Origin of the sequence: Pseudomonas sp. SWRI179 (assembly GCF_014268705.1) — a bacterium.
Lineage (GTDB): Bacteria > Pseudomonadota > Gammaproteobacteria > Pseudomonadales > Pseudomonadaceae > Aquipseudomonas > Aquipseudomonas zanjanensis.
Genome location: NZ_JABWRA010000023.1, coordinates 1 through 21,904, shown reverse-complemented (window position 1 = coordinate 21,904; position 21,904 = coordinate 1). Strand labels below are relative to the sequence as shown.

Annotated in this window: 17 protein-coding genes; 5 read left to right on the top strand and 12 right to left on the bottom strand. The window is 62.6% G+C overall.

The features are described 5' to 3' along the window. Positions 1-63 precede the first annotated feature (63 nt). The gene (locus tag HU767_RS14980) at positions 64-1,512 is read right to left on the bottom strand and encodes an aldehyde dehydrogenase (protein ID WP_186729847.1); all 1,449 of its coding nucleotides are present in this window, start codon (positions 1,510-1,512) and stop codon (positions 64-66) included. Between the two features lie 109 nt (positions 1,513-1,621). Continuing rightward, positions 1,622-2,452 carry a p-hydroxycinnamoyl CoA hydratase/lyase gene (locus HU767_RS14975; RefSeq protein WP_186707641.1) on the bottom strand — a complete coding sequence of 277 codons (831 nt, stop codon included), beginning with the start codon at positions 2,450-2,452 and terminating at the stop codon, positions 1,622-1,624. A gap of 213 nt (positions 2,453-2,665) precedes the next feature. On the opposite strand from HU767_RS14975, the gene HU767_RS14970 reads away from it, so the two are divergent. Continuing rightward, positions 2,666-3,151 (top strand): MarR family transcriptional regulator, encoded by a 486-nt coding sequence (locus HU767_RS14970; protein ID WP_186707640.1) that lies wholly within the window; start codon positions 2,666-2,668, stop codon positions 3,149-3,151. 142 nt (positions 3,152-3,293) lie between these two features. On the opposite strand, the gene HU767_RS14965 is transcribed toward HU767_RS14970, so the two are convergent. After that, positions 3,294-4,601 (bottom strand): OprD family porin, encoded by a 1,308-nt coding sequence (locus HU767_RS14965; protein ID WP_186707639.1) that lies wholly within the window; start codon positions 4,599-4,601, stop codon positions 3,294-3,296. A gap of 313 nt (positions 4,602-4,914) precedes the next feature. Between HU767_RS14965 and mhpT the strand changes: the two genes are divergently transcribed. Continuing rightward, entirely contained in the window at positions 4,915-6,132 is a 1,218-nt protein-coding gene (gene mhpT, locus HU767_RS14960; protein WP_186707638.1) for a 3-(3-hydroxy-phenyl)propionate transporter MhpT, read from the top strand. A 325-nt stretch (positions 6,133-6,457) separates the two neighbouring features. Here the strand turns inward: mhpT and HU767_RS14955 are convergent, their stop codons facing one another. The 7 genes from HU767_RS14955 to HU767_RS14925 all read right to left on the bottom strand — a co-directional run bounded on the left by HU767_RS14955 (position 6,458) and on the right by HU767_RS14925 (position 15,743). Continuing rightward, the gene (locus tag HU767_RS14955) at positions 6,458-8,878 is read right to left on the bottom strand and encodes an MMPL family transporter (RefSeq protein ID WP_186729846.1); all 2,421 of its coding nucleotides are present in this window, start codon (positions 8,876-8,878) and stop codon (positions 6,458-6,460) included. A 52-nt stretch (positions 8,879-8,930) separates the two neighbouring features. Continuing rightward, positions 8,931-10,034 carry a YCF48-related protein gene (locus HU767_RS14950; RefSeq protein WP_186729845.1) on the bottom strand — a complete coding sequence of 368 codons (1,104 nt, stop codon included), beginning with the start codon at positions 10,032-10,034 and terminating at the stop codon, positions 8,931-8,933. Positions 10,035-10,103: 69 nt separating this feature from the next. Further along, entirely contained in the window at positions 10,104-11,465 is a 1,362-nt protein-coding gene (locus HU767_RS14945; RefSeq protein WP_186707635.1) for a DUF1329 domain-containing protein, read from the bottom strand. A gap of 15 nt (positions 11,466-11,480) precedes the next feature. Then, on the bottom strand, positions 11,481-13,130 hold the full coding sequence (locus tag HU767_RS14940) for a DUF1302 domain-containing protein (protein ID WP_186729844.1): 1,650 nt from the start codon (positions 13,128-13,130) through the stop codon (positions 11,481-11,483). Positions 13,131-13,221: 91 nt separating this feature from the next. Beyond that, on the bottom strand, positions 13,222-13,989 hold the full coding sequence (locus tag HU767_RS14935; RefSeq protein WP_186729843.1) for a coniferyl-alcohol dehydrogenase: 768 nt from the start codon (positions 13,987-13,989) through the stop codon (positions 13,222-13,224). A gap of 68 nt (positions 13,990-14,057) precedes the next feature. Then, complete coding sequence (locus tag HU767_RS14930; protein ID WP_186707632.1) at positions 14,058-15,530, bottom strand: benzaldehyde dehydrogenase; 1,473 nt, start codon at positions 15,528-15,530, stop codon at positions 14,058-14,060. Continuing rightward, the gene (locus HU767_RS14925; protein ID WP_186729842.1) at positions 15,531-15,743 is read right to left on the bottom strand and encodes a hypothetical protein; all 213 of its coding nucleotides are present in this window, start codon (positions 15,741-15,743) and stop codon (positions 15,531-15,533) included. A gap of 72 nt (positions 15,744-15,815) precedes the next feature. On the opposite strand from HU767_RS14925, the gene HU767_RS14920 reads away from it, so the two are divergent. Beyond that, complete coding sequence (locus HU767_RS14920; protein ID WP_186729841.1) at positions 15,816-17,588, top strand: sigma-54-dependent Fis family transcriptional regulator; 1,773 nt, start codon at positions 15,816-15,818, stop codon at positions 17,586-17,588. Positions 17,589-17,864: 276 nt separating this feature from the next. Here HU767_RS14920 and HU767_RS14915 read toward each other — a convergent pair whose 3' ends face one another. Together HU767_RS14915 and HU767_RS14910 are read right to left on the bottom strand one after the other, a co-directional pair. Then, positions 17,865-18,500 carry a hypothetical protein gene (locus tag HU767_RS14915; RefSeq protein ID WP_186729840.1) on the bottom strand — a complete coding sequence of 212 codons (636 nt, stop codon included), beginning with the start codon at positions 18,498-18,500 and terminating at the stop codon, positions 17,865-17,867. Continuing rightward, the gene (locus HU767_RS14910) at positions 18,484-19,413 is read right to left on the bottom strand and encodes an AraC family transcriptional regulator (protein WP_186729839.1); all 930 of its coding nucleotides are present in this window, start codon (positions 19,411-19,413) and stop codon (positions 18,484-18,486) included. The genes HU767_RS14915 and HU767_RS14910 overlap by 17 nt, the downstream gene beginning before the upstream one ends. A 342-nt stretch (positions 19,414-19,755) precedes the next feature. Here HU767_RS14910 and HU767_RS14905 point away from each other — a divergent pair, with 342 nt between their 5' ends. After that, the gene (locus HU767_RS14905; RefSeq protein WP_186729838.1) at positions 19,756-20,529 is read left to right on the top strand and encodes an L-iditol 2-dehydrogenase; all 774 of its coding nucleotides are present in this window, start codon (positions 19,756-19,758) and stop codon (positions 20,527-20,529) included. Between the two features lie 193 nt (positions 20,530-20,722). Beyond that, positions 20,723-21,577, top strand: a complete 855-nt coding sequence (locus HU767_RS14900; protein WP_186707627.1) for a CAP domain-containing protein — start codon at positions 20,723-20,725, stop codon at positions 21,575-21,577. Positions 21,578-21,904: the final 327 nt, after the last annotated feature.

Here is a 21,904-nt window from a genome sequence, read left to right as displayed (position 1 = left end):
ATTATTCTGGCCTGCATCCGGGCGGCGGCCTTCATGGCCGGGCCGCCCGCGATGCGACGGGTTTCAGATCGGGTAATGCCGCGGACCGTTCTGCAAGGTCACCCAACGCAACTGGGTGAAATGCTCGATGGACGCCTTGCCGCCAAAGCTGCCGTAACCGCTGGACTTGACCCCACCAAAAGGCATTTGCGCCTCGTCGTGCACGGTCGGGCCGTTGATGTGGCAAATGCCCGACTCGACCCGCTGGGCCAAGGCCAGCGCGCGGCTGGTGTCGCGACTGAAGATGGCGGCCGACAGGCCGAACTCGGAATCGTTGGCCAGGCGCAGCAGTTCTTCATCGCCGTCACCGCGCAGCAGCACCGCCACCGGCCCGAAGGACTCTTCGCGGTACAGGCGCATGTGTGCGGTGACGCCGTCGAGCAAGGTCGGCTGCAGGATGCTGCCTTCCAACTGCCCACCGCTGACCAGCGTCGCGCCTTTGGCCAAGGCATCGTCGATCAGCCCCTTGATGCGCTGGCCGGCACTGGCATCGACCAACGAGCCCAGCACCGAATCGCCAGCCGCCGGATCGCCGGCACGCAAGGTGGCGATCTTGGCGGTCAACTTGGCGACGAACGCATCCGCCACGCGGGCATCGACGATCAATCGCTCGGTGGACATGCAGATCTGGCCCTGGTTGAAGTATGCCCCGAAGGCGGCCGCTTGCACCGCTGCATCCAGGTCAGCGTCGTCCAACACCAGCAGCGGCGCCTTGCCGCCGAGCTCCAGCAACGCAGGCTTGAGATGGCGCGCCGACAGTTCGCCGACGATGCGCCCGACATGGGTCGAGCCGGTGAAGTTCACTCGGCGCACCGCCGGGTTGGCGATCAACCGTTCGACAATGGCTGGCGCATCCGCCGGGGCATTGCAGATCACGTTGACCACGCCGTCGCCCAGCCCGGCGTCTTGGAGCACCTGGCCAATCAAGCGGTGCACCGCCGGGCTGATCTCGGAAGCCTTGAGTACCACGGTGTTACCGCAGGCCAGGGGCATGGCGATGGCGCGGGTCGCAAGAATCACCGGGGCGTTCCAGGGGGCGATGCCCAGCACCACGCCACAAGGCTGACGCAGGGCCATGGCGAAACTGCCGGGCACGTCCGAAGGAATGATTTCGCCGTTGATCTGGGTGGTCATGGACGCGGCTTCGCGCAGCATGTTCGCCGCCAGGTGCACATTGAAGCCGTACCAGTTGGCCATGGCGCCGGTCTCGCCGGCGGCGGCGATAAACTCGCCACTGCGGGCCTGCAATTGCTCGGCCGCACGCAACAGACGTGTACGGCGCTCGTTGGGCGCCAGCGCGGCCCAGGCGGGAAACGCCGCTTGGGCGGCGGCCACGGCGGCATCGGCGTCTTCCAGGGTGGCGGCAGCCACGCGAGACACCACCTCACCCGTCACCGGGTTGCAGCGTTCGAAGGTCCGGCCATCGCGGGCCGGGCACGACTGGCCGCCAATCAACAGGGGCACGTCCAGCATGGTGATTCCTCTTTAATTGTCTTTATCGGGAACACATTGCAGCGATGTAACAGTAGCGTCAGGGCGACGCAGCGAACAGCGGGATGCGGCCCGCCATTTGCCGGTCGACTCAGCGCTTATAGGTTTGCAGGCCCGGCTTGATGCTCTTGTCGTCCAGGAACTGTTTCATGCCCTGCTCGCGGCCACCCTCGGTGTCGAGCAGGCGCGACTGGTCGAGCTTGGCGTACAGGTAATCCTCGTTCTGCTCCCAGGTCAGTTCGCGGCAGCGCTTGAAGCCATGCTTGGCGGCGCGCAGCACCACCGGGTTTTTCTCCAGCAGGTTGCGCGCCAGTTCCACGGTGACGTCGCGCAGTTGCGCCAGGGGCACGCTTTCATTGACCAAGCCCATCTCGGCGGCTTTCTGCCCGCCGAAGGTCTTGCCGGTCATGATGTAGTACAGCGATTGGCGATGGCCCACCGTATCGGCCATGGCCTTGCTGACCAGGTTGCCCGGCGGGATGCCCCAGTTGATTTCCGAGAGACCGAAGGTCGCTTCGTCGGCGCAGATCGCCAGGTCGCACGCCACCAGCGGGCTGAAACCGCCACCGAAGCACCAGCCATTGACCATGGCGATGGTCGGCTTGGCGTACATGCGCAGCAGTTTCCACTGCCACTGCGACGCTTCGCGACGGATCTTCTCCTGGAGGATTTCCGGCCCGGCATCCACTTCGCGGAAGTATTCCTTGAGGTCCATGCCGGCAGTCCAGGCATCACCGGCCCCAGTCAGCACCAATACGCCGGCGGCGGGGTCCTGCTCCAGGGTCTCGAGCACGTCGATCATCTCGCGATTGAGGGTCGGGCTCATGGCGTTGCGTTTTTCCGGGCGGTTGAGGGTGACCCAAGCGATGCCCTCTTCGATATCGACCTTGACCGTTGTCCAGCGACCTTCGTAATTGCTCATGATGCGGGCTCTCTTGTTCTTGGCTGAAGATGATCAAAAACTAAACCGGAAAAATAGTTATGTCAATTAACTATTAATCGATTTACCTGTATTTTTCAGAGGCTGGGTTGCAGATTTAAAAAACTGAATGTACCCAAGCCCATAGCCAGCGCGCCGCAACCTCGGCAAACTGGATAGCCTTATTAATCACTTACTTTGAGGAAGCTCACTTCGATGGCCAAGTCTTCCAAGCTTGCCGAACCCGCCGAGCCCCTGGTCGCCGGTACCGACGCGCAGGCACCGCTGGACTCCGCGCTGGACGACCTGATCGGCTATGCCCTGCGTCGCGCCCAGTTGAAACTGTTCCAGAACCTGATCGGCCGGCTCGCCGTCCACGACCTGCGCCCCGCCCAGTTCTCCGCCCTGGCGATCATCGACCAGAATCCCGGCCTGATGCAGGCCGACCTGGCCAAGGCCCTGGCGATCGAACCGCCGCAGGTGGTGCCACTGCTGAACAAGCTGGAAAGCCGCGCCCTGGCCGTGCGTGTACGCTGCAAACCGGACAAGCGCTCCTATGGCATTTTCCTTAGCAAGACCGGCGAAACCCTGCTCAAGGAACTCAAGCACATCGCCGTCCAGAGCGACCTTGATTCCACCACGACCCTCTCAGCGGCTGAGCGTGAGGAGTTGCTGCGGTTGTTGAAGAAGGTTTATCAATAACCCCCTGTGGCGAGGGCGCTTGCTCCCGCTATGTGGGAGCAAAGCTTGCTCGCGACGAAGGCACCTCGATTTCTGAAGAACCGCGGTGCGTACATCGCGGGCAAGCCTTGCTCCCACAACAGCTCGCCAGGCACCTCGAAACTCACCAGATCGGCACGCTGTACGTCACCAGGAATCGGGTCTGGTTTTCATCGCGAAACGCCGCCGTACCCGGGAAGTCGTTGCGGTAGATCGATTTGCGCGCCAGCAGCCCGACGTTTTTCAGTGGGCCGCTCTGGACCACATATCCCAGCTCCATCTGGAACTCGCGCTCCTTGCGATCCTCGGCATTGAGGGCCGCCAGCTCGATGTGGTCACCACGCACATAACGCAATCGGCTCCTCAGGCCCGGCACGCCCACGGCAGCGAAATCGTAGTCATGAATGGCCTGCCAGGTGCGTTCCTTGGCATTGAGGAAATCCGAGCTCATGGTCATTTCACTCAAGCCCATCAGCTCGGTGCCGGACACATACGGCGTGGCCGTATCGCCACTGGCGTGCATGTAGCCCAGGCTGACGCGATGCCCCCCCAGGCGATAACCGACCAGCGCCGAAACGTTGCGGTTATCCACCTTGCCTGCCTTGGCCGCGCCGTCTTCATCACTGAAAAAGCTGCGAAGGTCGGTGGTTAGCACACCGTCGCCCAATGGCAGGTTGTGCAGCAATGCCAGGGTATTCTGTTGGTACAGATCCGCGACTTCGGCGTGGTAGGCCCGCAAGCTGAGGTCTTTGTTGACCTGGTAGTCGCCGCCCACATAGGCCATATGGGATGAAGTCGCCGCACCGTTGAAACGACGATTGGGCGAGGCGATGCTCATGGGCTGGTAATCGGTGGAATCGCGCCGGGCGATGCGGTCGATGTAACCCGTGTTCAACACCAAACCGTCGAAATCCTTGGAGCTGAGGGTCGTACCGCGAAAGGTCTGAGGCAACAGCCGCGACGGGCTGGCGAAGGCAAACGGCAGGAAAATCGACACATCGCCGGTCTTCACTGTGGTTTGCGCAAAACGCAGCTTGCCGGTCACGCCCAGGCGCGAATACTCATCCGCCGCGCGCTTGTCGCTGCTCGACACAGGCAGCAGTTCAGTACCGCTTCGGTCCGGCGACGAGTCGAGCTTGATGCCCAGCAATCCCCTCACGTCGAGGCCGAACCCGACCGTGCCTGGGGTAAACCCCGACTCAACGTTCATGAACACGCCTTGGGCCCATTCCCTGGCCGCGGTCTTGGCGCCGTCGTCCTTGTAGTCGCGGTCCATGTAGTAGTTGCGCAAGGTCAGGGTGCCGTGGCTATCGTCGATGAAGCCTTCCGCCCACGAGACCGGAGAACCCAGGCTCAATCCGAGACAGGCCAGCAGAGGGACAAGCGATGAAACAGGGCGCGCCTTCAGCGCATCCCGGGCAAGGTTTGGCATGTTTGGTGTCCATTTATTGTTGTTGTTTTGATCGGCCCAACCTTGGCGATGGGGGCCGCGCGAACAAAGAATGGAAACGGTACGGGCGCTTCGTCAATCCAGAATGTCCGATAATCGAACATTAATGTAATTAACTAATTTACTATCTCGCTCGAGGATTCTGCCCAAGCCTCTGTTTTACATCATGAACTGGTCGATTGTTGACGTCCTGTCCGCACCCTTCATTTTTTAGTTAGCTTTGTTAATCTTAAATGCACCCACCGGTTTTCCTTCGAGCCGGTGTTCCCTCACAAAAACAATAAGAGGATTTGCCATGGACCGTCCGGCGCGTCGTGCGACGCTGACCATCGCCTTGTGTTTCATCGTTGCGTTGATCGAGGGTTTCGACCTGCAGTCAGCCGGCACCGCCGCCGCAGGGTTGCGACAGACGTTTGCCCTCGACCCGAAAATGATGGGCTGGGTGTTCAGCGCCGGCATCATCGGGTTGTTGCCGGGAGCCTTCTTCGGTGGCTGGATCGCTGACCGCATCGGTCGCAAGAAAATCCTCATCGCGGCAGTCTTGCTGTTCGGCGTGTTTTCCCTCAGCACCGCTTATGTCGAACATTTCTCCAGCCTGTTGCTGGTGCGCTTCATGACCGGCCTGGGTCTTGGGGCCGCCCTGCCCAACCTCATTGCCCTGTGCGCCGAAGCCGTGGGCGAGCAGCGCCGGGGCACGGCCATCAGCGTGATGTACGCGGGGGTGCCGTTGGGTGGTGCGTTGGCCGCCGTGGTCGCCATGCTGTTTGGCGAGCACTGGCAGATGACGTTTTTTATCGGTGGGTTGGCACCCTTGCTGGTGGTCCCGTTGATGCTCCTGTGGCTTCCCGAATCCAGCGCCTTTCGCCAGGCACAGGGTGACAGCGGCTCCTCGCGCGGTTCCACCGCCCAGGCGCTGTTCGGTGAAGGTCGCGGTCGTACTACCTTGGCGCTGTGGCTGAGCTACTTCTTCACCCTGACGGTGATGTACATGTTGCTCAACTGGTTGCCTTCGTTGTTGCTGGAACAAGGCTTCAGCAGACCCCAGGCCGGCCTGGTGCAGATGCTCTTCAACATTGGCGGAGCCCTTGGCTCGTTGCTGGGCGGCCTGTTGCTGGACCGATGCAATGGGGTCAAGGTGGTGCTGTTTGTCTACGCTGGTCTGCTGAGCGCCCTGGCCGGGGTCGGGTTGTCCGTTGGTATCGTGCCTATGGCCATCGCCGGGTTTGCCGCCGGGTTGTTTGTCATGGCTGCGCAGTTGGTTCTCTATGCGTTGGCACCGCCCTCCTATCCTACGGCGGTGCGTGCGACGGGGGTGGGTGCCGCGGTGGCCATCGGGCGCCTGGGGTCGGTAGCCGGACCGCTGGCCGCTGGGCAGATCCTGGCGGCCGGGGGTGGGACCACGGCTGTATTGCTGGCGACTTCGCCTGGGTTGGTGGTTGCGACGTTGGCTGTTCTTGGTGTGATTCGTTATTCGGCTGGGCCGGGGTTGGGTGCGGCGAAATCGGTTGTTTGACTGGGTGTGAATATCCGTTGCTGCGGTAGCGGCCGCTTATGGTTCCGCCCTGACGGCGGGTCGTCCCCCATCAGATACCAGATCTGTGGGAGCAAAGCTTGCTCGCGATGGCGGTGGCTCAGTCAATGAAGATGTTGGCTGTGCCGGCCTCTTCGCGAGCAAGCTCGCTCCCACAGGGGGCTCGGTGCACCTGGGTTTTGTGCCTACCGGAAATTCAGTGTGGGAGCGAGCTTGCTCGCGATAGCGGTGGCTCGGTCAATGAAGATATTGGATGTGCCAGCCCCTTCGCGAGCAAGCCCGCTCCCACAACCCTTCCAGAAAACCGTCACCCCCTAACCCACCGCTCCCGCCGACTAAGCACAGGCTTTTTTACAAACACCCTCTGCGGCAACAGCAACCAAGCCAAGGCCGGCAGCAGAATCAAGGCCCCTAGCATGTTCACCAAGAACATAAAGGCCAGCAACACGCCCATGTCAGCCTGAAACTTGATCGGTGAAAACGCCCAGGTCGACACCGCCACCGCCAATGTCATGCCCGTCAGCAACACCACCTTGCCGGTAAACAGCAGCGCCTGGTAATACGCCTGGGCCAAGGTGTCGCCAGCACGCATCCGCGCCAGGATGACGCTCAACACATAGAGCGCATAATCAACGCCAATGCCCACGCCCAAGGCAATGACCGGCAATGTCGCGACTTTCACCCCCATGCCCAGCCCCACCATCAGCGCCTCGCACAGGATCGAGGTGAGCATCAGCGGCAGCATCGCGCACAGGGTCGCCCGCCAGCTGCGGAAGGTCAGCAAACACAGCAGGCTGACCGCACCGTAGACCCAGAACAGCATCTCGCGCATGGACTTCTTCACCACGATATTGGTCGCCGCTTCGATGCCCGCGCTGCCGGCCGCCAGCATGAACTTGACCTCCGGCATCTGATGTCCGGCAATGAATTGCTCACTGGCCTCCACCACCCGGTTCAAGGTGTCTGCCTTGTGGTCGGCCAGGTAGACATACAACGACAGCATCGAACACCCCTGGTTGAACAACTCCCGCGGTGCACGGGTTTGCACGGCCCCCAGCGCGCCGTCGTTGGGGATCAGTTCATACCATTTGAAGTTGCCTTCGTTATAACCGGCCGTGGCGATCTTGCTCAGTGCCGCCATCGAGGTGGTCGACTCCACACCGGGCAATTGCTCCAGTTGCCAGGCCAGCGCGTCTACCGCGGACAGGCTGGCGTAACGGGTGCACTGATCCTCCGGGGTCTTGATCATGACCACGAAGATGTCCGAGCTGGCCGCGTAGTTTTGCGTCATGAACAGCGCATCGCGGTTGTAGCGCGAGTCGGCCCGCAGCTCCGGAGCTCCGGGGTCCAGGTCGCCGATTTTCAGGTGCAGGCTCACGGCAAAACCAAACGCGGCCAACAGCAAGCCAACCAGCATGGCGCCAATGGCCCAGCGCCGTTGGGTGAACAGATCGAGCACGCGCCACAGCGGATGCTTGATCTGCGCCTGTTGCTCATGGGTTTGCGCACTCAGGCTGCGTTGCGCCGCCGCCGGGCTGACGCCGATGTAGCTGAGCAGGATCGGCAGCACAATCAGGTTGGTGAAAATCAGCACCGCCACGCCGAGGCTGGCGGTGATCGCCAGGTCCTGGATCACTCGGATGTTGATCAGCAGCAACACCGCAAAACCGACCGCATCACAGAGCAACGCGGTGATGCCGGCAGCGAACAACCGGCGGAAGGTATAACGCGCGGCGACCACCCGGTGAGTGCCACGGCCGATGTCCTGCATGATGCCGTTCATCTTCTGCGCGCCATGGCTCATGCCAATGGCGAAGACCAGGAACGGCACCAGTGCCGAGTACGGGTCCAGCTCATAACCGAGCAAGGCAAGCAGCCCCAGTTGCCAAAGCACCGCGGCCAGTGAGCACGTCACCACCACCAGGGTGCTGCGCGCGCAACGGGTGTAGCCGAACAGCACCAGCACCGTCACCAGGACCGCTACCACGAAGAACAGCAGGACTTGGGTCATCCCTTCGATCAAGTCGCCGACGATTTTGGTAAAGCCAGTGATGTGAATCCGCAGGTCGTCAGTCTGGTACTTGTCCCGTAGCGCCTCCAGTTGCCGGGAGAATTCTCCGTAATCCAGCGCCTTGCCCGTCTGCGGATTGATTTCCAGCAACGGCACGAAGATCACGCTGGACTTGAAGTTGCCCGCGACCAATTGACCGACTTCCCCGGAACGGCCCACGTTGGTCCGCACCTGCTCGATGCTGACGGCCGACCCGTCGTAGTCGTCGGGGATCACCGTGCCGCCGTCCAGACCTTCTTCAGTCACGGCGGTCCAGCGCGTGGTCGGGGTCCATAGCGACTTCATGTAGGGACGGTCGACGCCCGGCAACAGGTAAAGCTCGTCGTTGAGCTTGGCCAGGGTGTCGAGGTAATCCTTGGTGAAAATACTCCCCTGCTTGACCTCCACGGCAATGCGCAGCGAGTTGCCCAGGCCGCTCAATTCACTGCGGTTCTCGAGGAAATTGGCGACATAGGGATGCCCGGTGGGAATGGTCTTCTCGTAGCTGGCATTGATGCCAATGCGCGTGGCTTGCCAACCAAGTACCAAGGTCACCAGCAGGCACAGCAGGATCACCAGCGGTCGATGGTTGAAGATCGCCCGCTCGGCGAAGTTGCCCGACGCCCGGTCGAAGTCTTCCTGGCGGCCGATCACGGTTTGGGTTCTGTCGTCTTTCAAGTTTGACTCCTGTTGCACGAGCCGTGGCCCGATAGCGCTACACCGTGAAGTTTCAAGGTTTACCCGAGGCGCGCGGATCCTGGTCAGCGGCCACGCCGCTCAAGCCGACGCTGGCCAGGCTGCCATCGACCGCCTGTTGCACGGCAGCGACGGTCCCGCCACTGCGACTCTGACGTTTGTCGAAGCTGCGTCCCTGGTCATGACTGAAGAGAAGCTCGCCACTCTGGCTGGCCAACAGCAGGCCGCCGTCGCGCAGTTCGAGGGCGCTTGCCAAGGTTGATTCGATGCCGGTTTCCAGACGTCGCCAACTGCCGCCACGGTCATCGGACCACCAGGCGTTGCCGCGCAAGCCATAGACAATCAGGGCCCCATCGCGGGTGCCGAGCAGGCCGAAAAAGCTGCCTTCATAAGGCGACTTCAAGGCCTGGAATGACTGCCCGGTATCGGTCGAACGCAACAACAGGCCGCGCTCCCCCACCAGCAGCAAATCCTTGCCCAAGGCGCGGATGCCATACAGGTTCAAGCCCTGGGGATTGTCCACATGCTGCATCCACGGTTGCCAACTTCGCCCGCCATCGTCGGTGCGGTAGATCTGGTTGTAGGCGCCCACGACGTAGCCGTGCAGACGGTCGCTGAAATACAGGTCAAGAAACGGCTTGTCCGGCCCGTCATCGAGCATGTGCCGTGCCTGCGCCAAGTGGCTGGCACCGTCAGGTTGGTTGGCATCGCGCTCAGCGACTTGCACCGCCAGGGCGATGGCACGCTCGCCGTCGAGTTGTTTTTGCCAGGTTTCGCCGCCGTCCTGGGTGTGCAGCACCACGCCCAGATGACCGACCGCCCAGCCCTGCTCGGCATCGACGAACTGCACTGCCGTCAGGCTGACGCTGACCGGCACCTTGGCCTGGCGCCAACTCACGCCTGCGTCATCGGAGAGCAGCACGATCCCGCGCTCGCCGACCGCCACCAGGCGTTCGCCGGCCCGGCCCAGCCCGAGCAAGACCGCACGCGGCGCCTTGGCCGTCGGCAGTGCCGGTTGCTGCAGCACCGCCAGGGTCGTGGCCTGTACGACCCAGGGCACGCTCGCCAACAGGCATCCGAACAAGGCGCAAGCCCCCCATAACGGACCGCGGCGCGCAAAGATTTTTTCAACGTTCATATCGTTATTCCGCCTGGAAAATCGTAAGCGACCGCGACGAACCGCCTCCTCGCCACGGCCGCCACCGGTTCAACGCATGTTTTCGTTGGCCATGGCATCCGGGGTGAAATAGGACGCCGAAGGCTTCGCGACTTTCTGGTACTGAACCGTCAGGTCGTTGCTCGATGAGTTGAGGAAGTAGGCCCCCGTGTCGAGGTTGTAGCTGCCCCACATGACCTGGGCGGTCAGGGCCGGCAGGTCCGGTGCCAGCAGCGTCAGCGAATACATCTGCCGGCCGAGCTTGCCCTGGGCGTCATATCCGTCGGCCATCAGGATCTGCCAGGAATCCTCATCGACGTAGTAAGTGCGACGTGGCACGACATGGCGCTTGCCGGATTTGAGCGTGGCCTCGACCACCCAGACCCGATGTTTCTCCCAACGCACCAGATCGGGGTTGAGGAAGTTCGCCTTGACCAGGTCGTCGCTCTTGGCCAGCGCAGCGCGGTTATTGTTGTAGGCGACGATCAGCTCTTTCTTGCCCACCAGCTTGAGGTCATAACGATCGGTCGGCCCGAACAGCATGAATGCTTCGTCGAACAAGCCGACGCCGGAGGTCACGAAGTCCGGCGTGTCATAGGCAATGTTCGGCGCCCGACGAACCCGGCGCTGACCGACCAGGTACTGCCAGGCCGCCCGATTGGCCGGGTCCAGGTCCCAATGGGTCATCAGGCCTTCGCCGGCCTTGGATGACGGCAACTCGGTGAACAGCTTGCCCAGCAGGTACTTGCCCGAATAGTTTTCCAGGCTGCCGCCTTCGACGTAGTAGGGAAACTGGTAGGTGTATTGGGCCCGGGTCGCCTGGACTTTCTTGCCACCGGCAGTCATCAGCCAGGTATCGAATGGCGAGCTGATGGTGTCACCGCCCTGCCAGGACAACCGATAATTCCACAGCACCTGCGCACCGTTTTCCGGGATCGGGAACGGGATGCCGCCGTACGCACTGGAGACCTTCTCGCTGTCCACGTCCAGCGTGGCGCGGGTGGCGTTCTTGCTGGTGTTGTCATAGACCCATTGCGGCGCGGCGGCCGAGCGATGGGTCGGGTACACGTCCAGGCGGTAGTCCGGGTACTTTTTCAGCAGCAACTTGGTGCCTTCGGCCAATTCGCCGGCGTACTGCTCCATGTTCGCGGCCTTGATCGAATACAGCGGTTTCTCGCTGGCGAACGGATCGGCGCGCTTGTCGCCCGGTTTATAGCCGGGCGTGACCTGGGTGTACCCGCCCTGCCATGCCGGGATGCTGCCATCGGCGTTGCCGGCACGCTCGCCGCCCAGGGGGGTCAGATCGGTTTTCAAACGGGCGGCCTGTTCAGGCGATACCGCCGCCTGCGCCAGCCCCATGCCGGCGAGGGCCAGGGTCAGGACGCAGGTGTTCAGGAAAGCTGTGTTCTGCATGGCGAATCCACCTTATTAGAATGAGGTTTTCACGTAGAGCGAGACGAAGTCGCGGTCGGCCAACGACTGTCCGTAACTGAAATTGCCGTCCTCGCGCAGCCCGGCTTTCGGGGCGCCGAAGAAGTTCACGTAATTGAGGCCGACGTCCCAGCGTTGGAGGTAGGTGGCTTTGAGCCCGACACTCCAGTCACCGGAATGGGTGTTGCCGAAGCCGGATTTGTTGACGGCCGATGAGCGCCCATCGAGCACGATCCCCATGCCGATCGGCACCGTCAGGTCGATCCCATCGATAATCTGGAAGTACGCGGGCTCCAGCAGCACGCGCAGCGCCGTGGCATCGCGGGTGGTGTTGGAATCCAGGGCGGCCGCGTTCTTGGTCACGCTCAGGGTGCGGTTCCAAGCCAGTTCGGCCAGGGCCGAACCGCCGTCCCAGAACGCATTGGGCGATAACAGGTAAATCGCCGACAGGTTGGCGTGGGCGGTCTTGCCCCTGGCGAACAACTCATTGTCGCCACCATCGGCTTCCACGCCGGGGGCCACCACTTGCAGGTTGCTCACCAACGGCGCGTTCCAGCGCAACGACGTTTCACCGGCAAAGTTGAACGGGCCATAGGCGGTGGAGAAACTGACGCCGGCCGTCTTGATGTCTTCGGCGTAGACCTGACGATAGGAACCCAGGATCGGCAACCCGCTGGCCGCTGCCGCCGGACCGTCCAGGTAGGCATACAACCCGATCGGCGCTTTATCGTGATACTGGGCCGCGTAGAAACCCAGCTCCAGCTCAGTGCCGCTCGGCTTGAAGCGAATCTGCATGCCGCCCTGCCCTGAATTGCGCGGTTTCAGGTCGCCGCCATTCACCGTGTCATTGCCAAAGACTTCGCGCAGCGGACCGCTGCCGTAGCCGATGGCATCGACGTCGCTCAGGTAGCTGCCGGCGCCGGGCAGGTTGGAACGCTCCCACTCAAACTGATAGTAAGCGCCCACGGACAATTGCGGGTTGATCTGCAACTGCCCGGAGATCTGATTGACCGGGCGCAGGATCTCCTTGAACTGCGTACCCGGCACGCTGAGCAACTTGACGACGTCGGTCGGCCCCTGGGCATTGGCGATGCCGTTGCCACCGTAGAACAGGCTTTCGCCGTAGATCAGGCTATGGCGGCCCAGGCGCGCCACGCCCTGGGAGTCTTCACCCAGATCACCGCGCACGAACACAAAGGCATCGAGAATTTCCGCGTCGCGACCGTGGAGCTCGCGGGTTTCGCTGAGGAAATGCGGTTGCTCGCTGTTGTCGGTGTCCTGGTTGTAGATATCGTCGTACCAGGCCGCGCCGCTCACTCGCAGGCCATAGTTTTGCCGGCTGAGGTCCATTTCGGAGAACAGGTCCAGGCGGTTGGAGACCAGGCCGCGACTGAAGTTCTTGTCACCCTGGCTCTGGATCGAGGGGTACAGGCCGTTGGCGGTCGGCGCGTTGACCAAGCGGCTGTCCTGCCCTTGCAGGCGCCAGGCCTGGCTGTACTTGATGGTGTTGTCCCAGCGCAGTTTCCAGTCGGAGTCACCCAGGTCCATTTGCATGGCTTCGACCCGATCGACCATCACACCGGTGCTGCATAACGCCAGGAACAGCGCGCAATGCTTGAAACGAAAGCTCTCTTTGACGTTATCCATGGACGCTTCTCATTATTGTTATTTTTGGGCATGGCTTTGGCAGCCAACACGCTCAGGTCGCGGCTTGCGCCGCTTTCCACAGGTGCGCATTTCAGATGTAGGTAGAGGCCAATCCCCCATCGACCGGCAGGTTCACGCCGTTGATCCAGCGCGACTCGTCGGCACACAGGAACGCGATCACCGCCGCCACCTCATCGGCGTAGGCGGGACGTTTCATGCGGTGGGCATCGGCCTGGGTCCGCGCCTCGCCGAGCATGCTCACGAAGTCGTCGAGGATGGGCGTGAACACCGGGCCTGGGGCGACACTGTTCATGCGCACCGAATGCTCGAGGAACCAAGGCTGGGCCTGCAGGTAGTTCCAGACGATCAAGGCTTCCTTGAAGTACTGGTAGCAGGTCTGGTCCGGCACCGGGTGGTCGGCTAGCCAGGCTTGCGCGGCGGCGAAATCCTCGATGCGCGCCAGCGCCTTGTGCTGTTCCAGGCGCAGCGGCCATTCGGCGCCAAGGATCGAGGCGATATTGACGATGCTGCCGCCCGCACTGATGCGCGGCAGCAGCGCACGGCTCAGGTGGCGCAGCCCGAGGTAGTTGACCCGCGCCAGCAGCCGCGGATTGGCGGTGCCCGGCACACCGGCAATGTTGCACAGGCTGTCGAGCCGTGCGGGCAACTGTGGCAGCAAACGGTCGATGTTCTCGGCGCTGCTCAAGTCGCCCTGTACAAAACCGTCCAGGGTCATGTGCGGCGCCTTGAGGTCCACGCCGATCACCTGGGCGCCGTGGGCACGCAGCAAGCTCGCCGTGGCAGCACCGATACCCGACGAGACACCCGTCACCAGCACAATCTTGTTGTCGAGTTTCATGTTGAGTCCTCTTCTTATTGTTGTGTACTCGCCGGGCCCAGCTCATCGGGCCCGGTAAAAACGGCCGGTCAGAACGGGTAGACCGGCGCCGTGTCCTTGATCGTGACCCACTGCCATTGGGTGTATTCGTCCCAGTCCGCCGGGCCGCCGACACTGCCGCCATTGCCCGAGGCGCCGCGTCCGCCGAACGGGTTGACGCACTCATCGGCGACGGTCTGGTCATTGATGTGCAACATGCCGCACTGCAACCGCTCACCGATGGCCATGGCCCGGCCCACCGACGGTGAAATGATCGCTGCGGCCAAGCCGTACTCGGTGCGATTGGCCAACTCGATGGCTTCGTCGTCGGTGGCGAAGCTGACCACCGTGGCCACGGGCCCGAAGATCTCTTCGTCGAAAGCACGCATGCCCGGCTTCACGCCGCTGAGCACAGTGGCCTCGTAGAACAGCCGATCGTGGTCGCCGCCCGCTTCCAGCCGAGCCCCGGCAAGCACGGTGTCGCTGACGATGTCGTGGACCCGTTGCAACTGCCGCTGATTGATCAGCGGCCCCATCGCGGCTTCTTCCCGGGCAGCGTTGCCAGTCGTCATGGCCTGGGCCTTTTCCACCAGTTTGCGGGTCAACTCGGCGGCGATGGATTCATGGGCGAGGATCAAGCCGGTGGCCATGCAAATCTGCCCTTGGTGCAGCCAGGCGCCCCAGGCCGCGTTCCGGGCCGCGAGGTCGAGGTCGGCGTCTTCGAGAATGATCAGCGGGTTCTTGCCACCCAACTCCAGGGCGACCTTCTTCAGGTTGCGCCCGGCCACTTCAGCGACCTTGCGCCCGGCGCCGGTGGAACCGGTGAAGGCGATCATGCGCACGTTAGGGTCGCGGCACAGCGCCTCACCGGCATCCGCCGCGCCGGGCAACACTTGCAACAAGCCCTTGGGCAGGCCTGCCGCCTCGAACAAGCAGGCGATGAGGAAACCGCCGCTCACCGGGGTCTGCGGATCCGGCTTGAGCACCACCGCGTTGCCCGCCGCCAGGGCCGGCGCGACAGAGCGCATGGACAGCACCAAGGGAAAGTTGAAGGGTGAAATTACCCCGACCACGCCGTGGGGCTGGCGCCGCGCATAGGACAGGCGCCCCGCCTCGCTGGGCAAGACCACCCCATGGGCCTGGGACAGCAAGCCGGCGGCCTGGTGCAACAGCACGATGGCTTCGCGTACCTCGTGCTGTCCCTTGAACAGTGCAGCGCCGGTCTCCCGGGCCACGTACAACGCCAGTTCGTCGAAGGACTGCTCGGCTACATCGGCGGCCTTGCGGAAGATCGCCGCCCGTTGCCGCGGGCCCAGGGCCGCCCATGCCGGCTGAGCGAGGGCTGCGTCGCGACTGGCCTTGGCGATGTCGGCGGTGTCGGCCGTGGCACAGCGCATCAGCCGCTCACCGGTGGCCGGTTCGATGATCGTTTGCAGCGGGCCCGAGGCAGGCACCCAGTCACCGTTGAAGACACATTCCGACTCGATCACCTGAGACAACAGGTGGCTCTTGGATGCAGACATTTAACACTCCCGGCTCTTTGTTGTTGTCATCGTTTGCCGCACCTGGACGGTGTCGACGCAAACGCCGTGCAAGTGCTTGAGCAAGCGCTGTGCCGGTTTTGCCCGCAGGCCTTGATAAACTTGGCGCAGGGCTCTGGCCCAGGGTTCTTCGCCGGACACGACGGGGCGGGAACCGTCGCTGTCCTGGCCGTTGGCCACCTGCCGCTTGTTCATTTGATAAAGTTATGCTTAATAACTATCTCGCCAGGTGATCATTTCGATCACTGCGCCATCAGGGGCATAACAATGAATAATCCCCACTGCCAGTTGCCGGACCGGATCGCCACCGAGCATTTCCATCCACGGGGCGACAGCAAAGAGCTGAGCGACAGCAGTTCGCCCACCACGGCAGAGCTCACCGCGTGCCTGTTTTTCTCCCCCGACGATGGCCGTATCTGGCTCAACGACCAGCGCATGTTGCTGCTGCACAGTTCCTCCTTCGGTGCGTTGCGCCGGGAAATCATCGAGCGCCAGGGGCTGGAGCAGGCCCGCGGCATGCTCACCCGCACCGGCTATTCCTCCGGCGCCCGCGACGCTCGGCTGATTCGTGAACGCTGGCCCCACGCCGATGCCGCGGCGGTGTTCCGCGCTGGCACGCACCTGCATACCCTCGAAGGCATGACCAAGGTCGAGCCGCTGCATTTCAAGTTCGACGCCGACTCGGGGTTCTATGAAGGGGAATTTCTCTGGCATCACTCCTGCGAGGCCGACGAACATGTCGCCGCCTATGGCACCGGGCAGGATCCGGTGTGCTGGACCGAACTGGGCTACGCCATCGGCTTCGTCAGCGGGCTGTTCGGCCAACTGGTGGTCTTTCGCGAAGTGGAATGCCGGGGCATGGGTCATGAACGCTGCCGAGTCATCGGCAAGACTGCCGAGCAATGGGGTGACATCGAGCAGGACCTGAACTACCTCAATGCATCACCGACGACGGTCGTTCCGCGCGCCGATACTCAGTCCGACAACGTCGCCGGAACCGCCCCGCTGCCGGACAGCGAACAGCCGCTGATCGGCGCCAGCGCCGCCTTCAACGCCGCGACCCAGGCCTTGCAACGGGTGGCCTTGACCCCCGCCACCGTGCTGGTCAGCGGCGAGTCCGGCGTCGGCAAGGAGATGTTCGCCCGCCAGTTGCACCAACTGAGTCGCCGCCGTGACGGTCCGTTCATCGCCCTCAACTGCGCGGCCATCCCCGACAACCTGATCGAGGCCGAATTGTTCGGCGTCGAGCGCGGTGCCTACACCGGCGCCACCCATTCACGCCCCGGACGTTTCGAACGCGCCCATGGCGGTACGTTGTTCCTGGACGAGATCACCTGCCTGAGCCTGGCCGGGCAAAGCAAGCTGCTGCGCGCCTTGCAGGAGCGGGAGATCGAACGGGTTGGCGGCGGCCATGGCATCAAAGTCGATGTGCGAGTCGTGGCGGCCACCAACATCGACCTGCGCAAGGCCGTGGCCGACGGCGCGTTCCGTGAAGACCTGTTCTACCGGCTCAACGTCTACCCCATCGCCCTGCCGCCCCTGCGCGAGCGTCGCGACGACATACCGTTGTTGATCAACGCCTTTCTCAAGCGCTTCTGCCAGGAATACGGCCGCACGCCGATGGGGCTGACCATGCGCGCCTTGAAGGTGCTGTTGCGCTATGACTTTCCGGGCAACGTGCGGGAATTGCAGAACCTCATCGAACGCGGCCTGATCGCCAGCGAAGAGGGTCAGGCGATCGATCTGGTCCACCTGTTTCGCAATGAGCAATTGCCGGTGGATGCGTACTCCGTGGACCACCTCGGCGGCCTCTCGACCATGGGCCTGGTCGGCAACGACGTGGCAGAAAAACCGGCGCTGCTCCGGTCACTCAGCCAACTGGACGCGGACTTCTCCATTGACGGGCTGGAATCGCGACTGATCAACGAAGCCCTGCAACTGAGCAGCGGAAACCTGGCGGCGGCCGCACGCTCGCTGGGGCTGAGCCGGGCGCAGTTCGCCTATCGGTTGAAAAAGCACCAAAGGACGCTCCCAAACTAAACACCGAACCGACTGTGGGAGCGGGCTTGCTCGCGAAAGCGGTGGGCCAGCTTGCATGTATGTCGAATGTGCTGACGCCTTCGCGAGCAGGCTCGCTCCCACATTGGTTTCTGGGTGGCCGCACGATCTGTACCCGCCCCAAATCTCCTATGGGAGCAGACTTGCTCGCGAAAGCGGTGGGCCAGCTTGCATGTATGTCGAATGTGCTGACGCCTTCGCGAGCAAGCTCGCTCCCACATGGCTTCCGGGTGGTTTTAAGGTCTGTGTTCAGGCCGATCAATCCGTCGTACTTGCAGCCAGCACAGCGAGCGTGCGGCGCTTGGGGTTCCAGATGCTCAGGCACCAGACACCCCACCACTCCAGGCCATCGTCGAAATAATCGCTCCAGGGCTCACGGGCCGGATCGGGTTCGTCGCTGGCGGTCCAGTTGACGTTGAAGTTGTCGACCCAGCTCAACACCACGACATCCTCCCCTTCTTCGAGCCCGAGCAGGTCGAGCCATTCCTTGAACAGCGCTTGCGGCGTGTCGTCGCTGAAACGGGTGCCATAGGGCGGTTCGCAGAAGTCCGCGTACAAGGCGTAGGGCTCCTGATTGTGTTCGCCCACGTCGGTGCGCATGAGTCGGGTCACCTCCTCGTGGTTCAGCGGCTTGGCGACAGCCTTGTCCAGATCCCAATTCATGATGGGCGACGCAACCTCGGCATAGCGCGGATCGAGGGTCAGTTCGCGGTGACGTTCCAGCCATTGGGCCTTGATCTGCTGGAACAACAGATCCACGGCCTGGCGATGGAGCGCCTCGTCAGCCGCCTCATGCGCCTCAGGCGCGAGCACCAGGAATTCGAAGGCGCAACCGGCCCTCTCCATCCGTTGGCGCAACAATGCACTGGTTGGCTGTTCAACGACGTTCAACATGACAGGCTCCGTCAGACAGAGGAAAAGCGCCCCGCCGATACTCGCTGGGGGTCTGGTTCATTTCGATGCGGAAATGCCGGTTGAAGTTGGAGAGATTGTTATAGCCCACTTCAAAACAGATGTCGGTCACCGGCATTTCGCTTTGCAACAGCAAGCGGCAGGCGCGCTGGACCCGCAACTTGCGCATCAGGTCGATGAAACCGTGCCCGGTGATGCGCTTGAAGAATCGCGAGAAGCCTGGCTCGCTCATGTCCAATTGACGGGCGATCACCGACAGTCTCAGGTCGCCGGTGAGTTCGGCTTGCAGGTACTCGAAGGCTTTGTGGATACGCTCGGAACTGCGAGCGTCGAGGGTCGGCGCGTAGCATGGGCTCGCCAGGCTCAGGGCCTCATCATCGGGCGCCTGGTTGAGGGTGTGGAGCAACTCCAGGAACAGCGTCAATCGCGCCAGCCCCTGGGCCGGGCCGATGGTTTCCAGCAGGTGCGCAGCCCTCAGTGCGGTGTCTCCTGCGAAGGCCAGGCCACGGCGGGCTCGTTCGAACAGCCCCTGCAGATCCCCCAGTTCAGGCAGGGTGCGACGCAAGGTCAGCAGCGTGGCGCCGTCGAATTGCAACACCACGTCACGTCCGGTCAAGTATTCCCCCGACGCCAGATCGCCCATCCAGTCGTGGGGTAAATCCGGGCCGATCATCGCCACATGACCGGGGCCAAACGGGCCGATGTAGTCGCCCGCCAACAGTTTGCCGCTGCCCTGGCGGATCAGGTGGATCTCGAATTCAGGATGATGGTTCCAGCGCGCCAGCGGGTACGGGTAATCGTGCTCGTACCAGCGAAAACTGTGTTCGGGTTCGGGCAGGATGACTTCCAGTTCGGCCGGTCGCTGCTCGAACAGGGGCGTTCGGTGATCAGGCATGTCGCGCCTCTTTTAGCGTTATAGCGGGCACCTTACGCCGAGTGCGCAGCGCTTAGCCAGCCTCGGCCTGACCGACCGCTGGTACTTTTTTAACCCGCGCTCGTCGCGTTCAGCGACGTTAAAAAAATATCAGCCCACGATTCTCCCCGCGTTTGTCCTCCTCCACGGGCGCTGCTGTAATCGGCTTACCCATGACCGGCCTTTTGTGGCGAGGGAGCTTGCTCCCGCTGGGTCGCGCAGCGCCCCCATCGGCGAGCGCTACGCACTCGAGCGGGAGCAAGCTCCCTCGCCACAGCGTGTGTGTGTGTGACGCCCTACTACCTCGACTGACAGGAAAATCCCATGAAACGACTCGAAGGAAAAAGTGCCCTGGTGACCGGCGCCGCCCGTGGCATCGGCAAGGCATTCGCCCAGGCCTATATCAACGAAGGCGCCACCGTGGCGATCGCTGATATCGACCTTGACCGAGCCCAGGCCACCGCCATCGAACTGGGCGGCTGCGCCTACGCCGTCAAAATGGACGTGACCGACCAGGTGTCGATCGACCAGGCCATCGAGGCCGTGGTGGCCCGGGCGGGCAAGCTGGATATCCTGATCAACAACGCCGCGCTGTTCGACCTGGCGCCCATCGTCGACATCACCCGACAAAGCTACGAACGGCTGTTTTCCATCAACGTCGCCGGCACGCTGTTCACGCTGCAGGCGGCGGCGCGGCAGATGATTCGCCAGGGCCATGGCGGCCGGATCATCAACATGGCCAGCCAGGCCGGCCGGCGTGGCGAGCCCCTGGTGGCGATCTATTGCGCCACCAAGGCCGCGGTGATCAGCCTGACCCAGTCCGCCGGGCTGGACCTGATCAAGCATCGGATCAACGTCAACGCCATCGCCCCCGGCGTGGTGGATGGCGAGCATTGGGATGGCGTGGACGCGCTGTTCGCCCGTCACGAAAACCTGCCGCAGGGGGAAAAGAAGCGCCAGGTTGCGGAGCAAGTACCCTATGGCCGGATGGGCACCGCAGAGGACCTCACCGGAATGGCGATTTTCCTGGCCTCGGCGGAGAGCGAATACGTGGTGGCACAGACGTATAACGTCGATGGGGGTAACTGGATGAGCTGATAATCGAGGTTTTTATGGCCTTGAAACGACGGAAATGGACTTATTCGCTTGAAAACTGATCCCACTACTTGAGGATTGTCCCGAACGGTGCCCAACGGTACCGTTCCAAGGATTTCAAGAGAGCGTGAATACCGTTGCCCCGGCGGGGCAAAAATTGCGCATCATAGGCGCCGTCCGCTCAAGGGAGATTTACATGCGTGCCATTTCATCCGTCATGGGTCTTGTCGTGCTGTCGCTGGGCCTGGCGTTCACCACCAGCGCCCCGGCCACCGAAGAGACGCAACTGGTCGAGTCCATCAACCTTTACCGCAGCCAATCCCAAAGCTGTGCCGGCCAGGCCTCGTTGGAGCTGCCGCCGCTGGCGATGGACTCCCGGCTGATCCTGTCGGCCAATGGCATCGGCGACCTGCAACAGGCGCTGGCGCGGGCGGCCTATCCCATGGTCAACGTGCAAGCCATCAGCCTGTCCGGGCCGCGCGATGCGCAATCGGCCATGAAAGCCGTGCAGGAAAGCTTCTGCCAGGTGGTGCTCGACCCACAGTTCGTCGACATCGGCGTCAGCCGCCTGGATCGCGAATGGCGCATCGTGCTGGCGCGCCCGTTGCTGTCGGCGCGCCTGGGTGATTGGCAAGCGGAGGGCCAGAAACTGCTGAAGCTGATCAACAGCGCCCGCGCCCAGCCGCGTCGCTGCGGCACCGAAGCCTTCGCCGCCACGACGCCGCTGGCCTGGAACGCCACCCTGGCCCTGGCCGCCGTCACGCACACCCGGGCCATGGCCAACAACAATTTCTTCGACCACAAGGACCGCGACAACCGCACGCCCGGCGACCGCGCCGAACTGGCCGGCTACCTGGGCCAATTGATCGGCGAGAACATTGCCGCCGGACAAGACACCGCGCTCAAGGTGGTGGATGGCTGGCTGGCCAGCCCAGGGCACTGCGCCAACCTGATGAACCCGCAGTTCCGCGAATTGGGCGCCGGGTATGCGACCGATCCGAAAAGCGATGCGGGGATCTATTGGACGGCGATGTTTGGCACGCCGCAGTAGCGGTGCCATCGCGAGCAAGCTCGCTCCCACAGTGGGATTTTTTGGCGGCCATGCAATCAAGTCCCACCGCCAGCCAGTGTGGTGCGAGCCTGCTCGCGAAGGCGGTGGCATATTCAACATCGATGCAAGCTGAACAACCGTTTTCGCGAGCGAGCCCGCTCCCACAGGGGATTTATGGCGGTCATGCGCTCAAGTTCCACCACCCGCCAGCGTGGGAGCGAGCCTGCTCGCGAAGGCGGCGTTTTTCAAGGTAGTTGTCGCGTTCACCGTTTTGTTATGCCACTTTTGCGATCACAGTAAGCTCTCTTTCAGGGTTCAGATACACCG

What these genes read in the sequence shown, in the direction of transcription:
- HU767_RS14980 (WP_186729847.1), bottom strand. Translation starts at nt 1,512, where the DNA reads ATGCTGGACGTGCCCCTGTTGATTGGCGGCCAGTCGTGCCCGGCCCGC.
- HU767_RS14975 (WP_186707641.1), bottom strand. Translation starts at nt 2,452, where the DNA reads ATGAGCAATTACGAAGGTCGCTGGACAACGGTCAAGGTCGATATCGAA.
- HU767_RS14970 (WP_186707640.1), top strand. Translation starts at nt 2,666, where the DNA reads ATGGCCAAGTCTTCCAAGCTTGCCGAACCCGCCGAGCCCCTGGTCGCC.
- HU767_RS14965 (WP_186707639.1), bottom strand. Translation starts at nt 4,601, where the DNA reads ATGCCAAACCTTGCCCGGGATGCGCTGAAGGCGCGCCCTGTTTCATCG.
- mhpT (WP_186707638.1), top strand. Translation starts at nt 4,915, where the DNA reads ATGGACCGTCCGGCGCGTCGTGCGACGCTGACCATCGCCTTGTGTTTC.
- HU767_RS14950 (WP_186729845.1), bottom strand. Translation starts at nt 10,034, where the DNA reads ATGAACGTTGAAAAAATCTTTGCGCGCCGCGGTCCGTTATGGGGGGCT.
- HU767_RS14945 (WP_186707635.1), bottom strand. Translation starts at nt 11,465, where the DNA reads ATGCAGAACACAGCTTTCCTGAACACCTGCGTCCTGACCCTGGCCCTC.
- HU767_RS14940 (WP_186729844.1), bottom strand. Translation starts at nt 13,130, where the DNA reads ATGGATAACGTCAAAGAGAGCTTTCGTTTCAAGCATTGCGCGCTGTTC.
- HU767_RS14935 (WP_186729843.1), bottom strand. Translation starts at nt 13,989, where the DNA reads ATGAAACTCGACAACAAGATTGTGCTGGTGACGGGTGTCTCGTCGGGT.
- HU767_RS14930 (WP_186707632.1), bottom strand. Translation starts at nt 15,530, where the DNA reads ATGTCTGCATCCAAGAGCCACCTGTTGTCTCAGGTGATCGAGTCGGAA.
- HU767_RS14925 (WP_186729842.1), bottom strand. Translation starts at nt 15,743, where the DNA reads ATGAACAAGCGGCAGGTGGCCAACGGCCAGGACAGCGACGGTTCCCGC.
- HU767_RS14920 (WP_186729841.1), top strand. Translation starts at nt 15,816, where the DNA reads ATGAATAATCCCCACTGCCAGTTGCCGGACCGGATCGCCACCGAGCAT.
- HU767_RS14915 (WP_186729840.1), bottom strand. Translation starts at nt 18,500, where the DNA reads ATGTTGAACGTCGTTGAACAGCCAACCAGTGCATTGTTGCGCCAACGG.
- HU767_RS14910 (WP_186729839.1), bottom strand. Translation starts at nt 19,413, where the DNA reads ATGCCTGATCACCGAACGCCCCTGTTCGAGCAGCGACCGGCCGAACTG.
- HU767_RS14905 (WP_186729838.1), top strand. Translation starts at nt 19,756, where the DNA reads ATGAAACGACTCGAAGGAAAAAGTGCCCTGGTGACCGGCGCCGCCCGT.
- HU767_RS14900 (WP_186707627.1), top strand. Translation starts at nt 20,723, where the DNA reads ATGCGTGCCATTTCATCCGTCATGGGTCTTGTCGTGCTGTCGCTGGGC.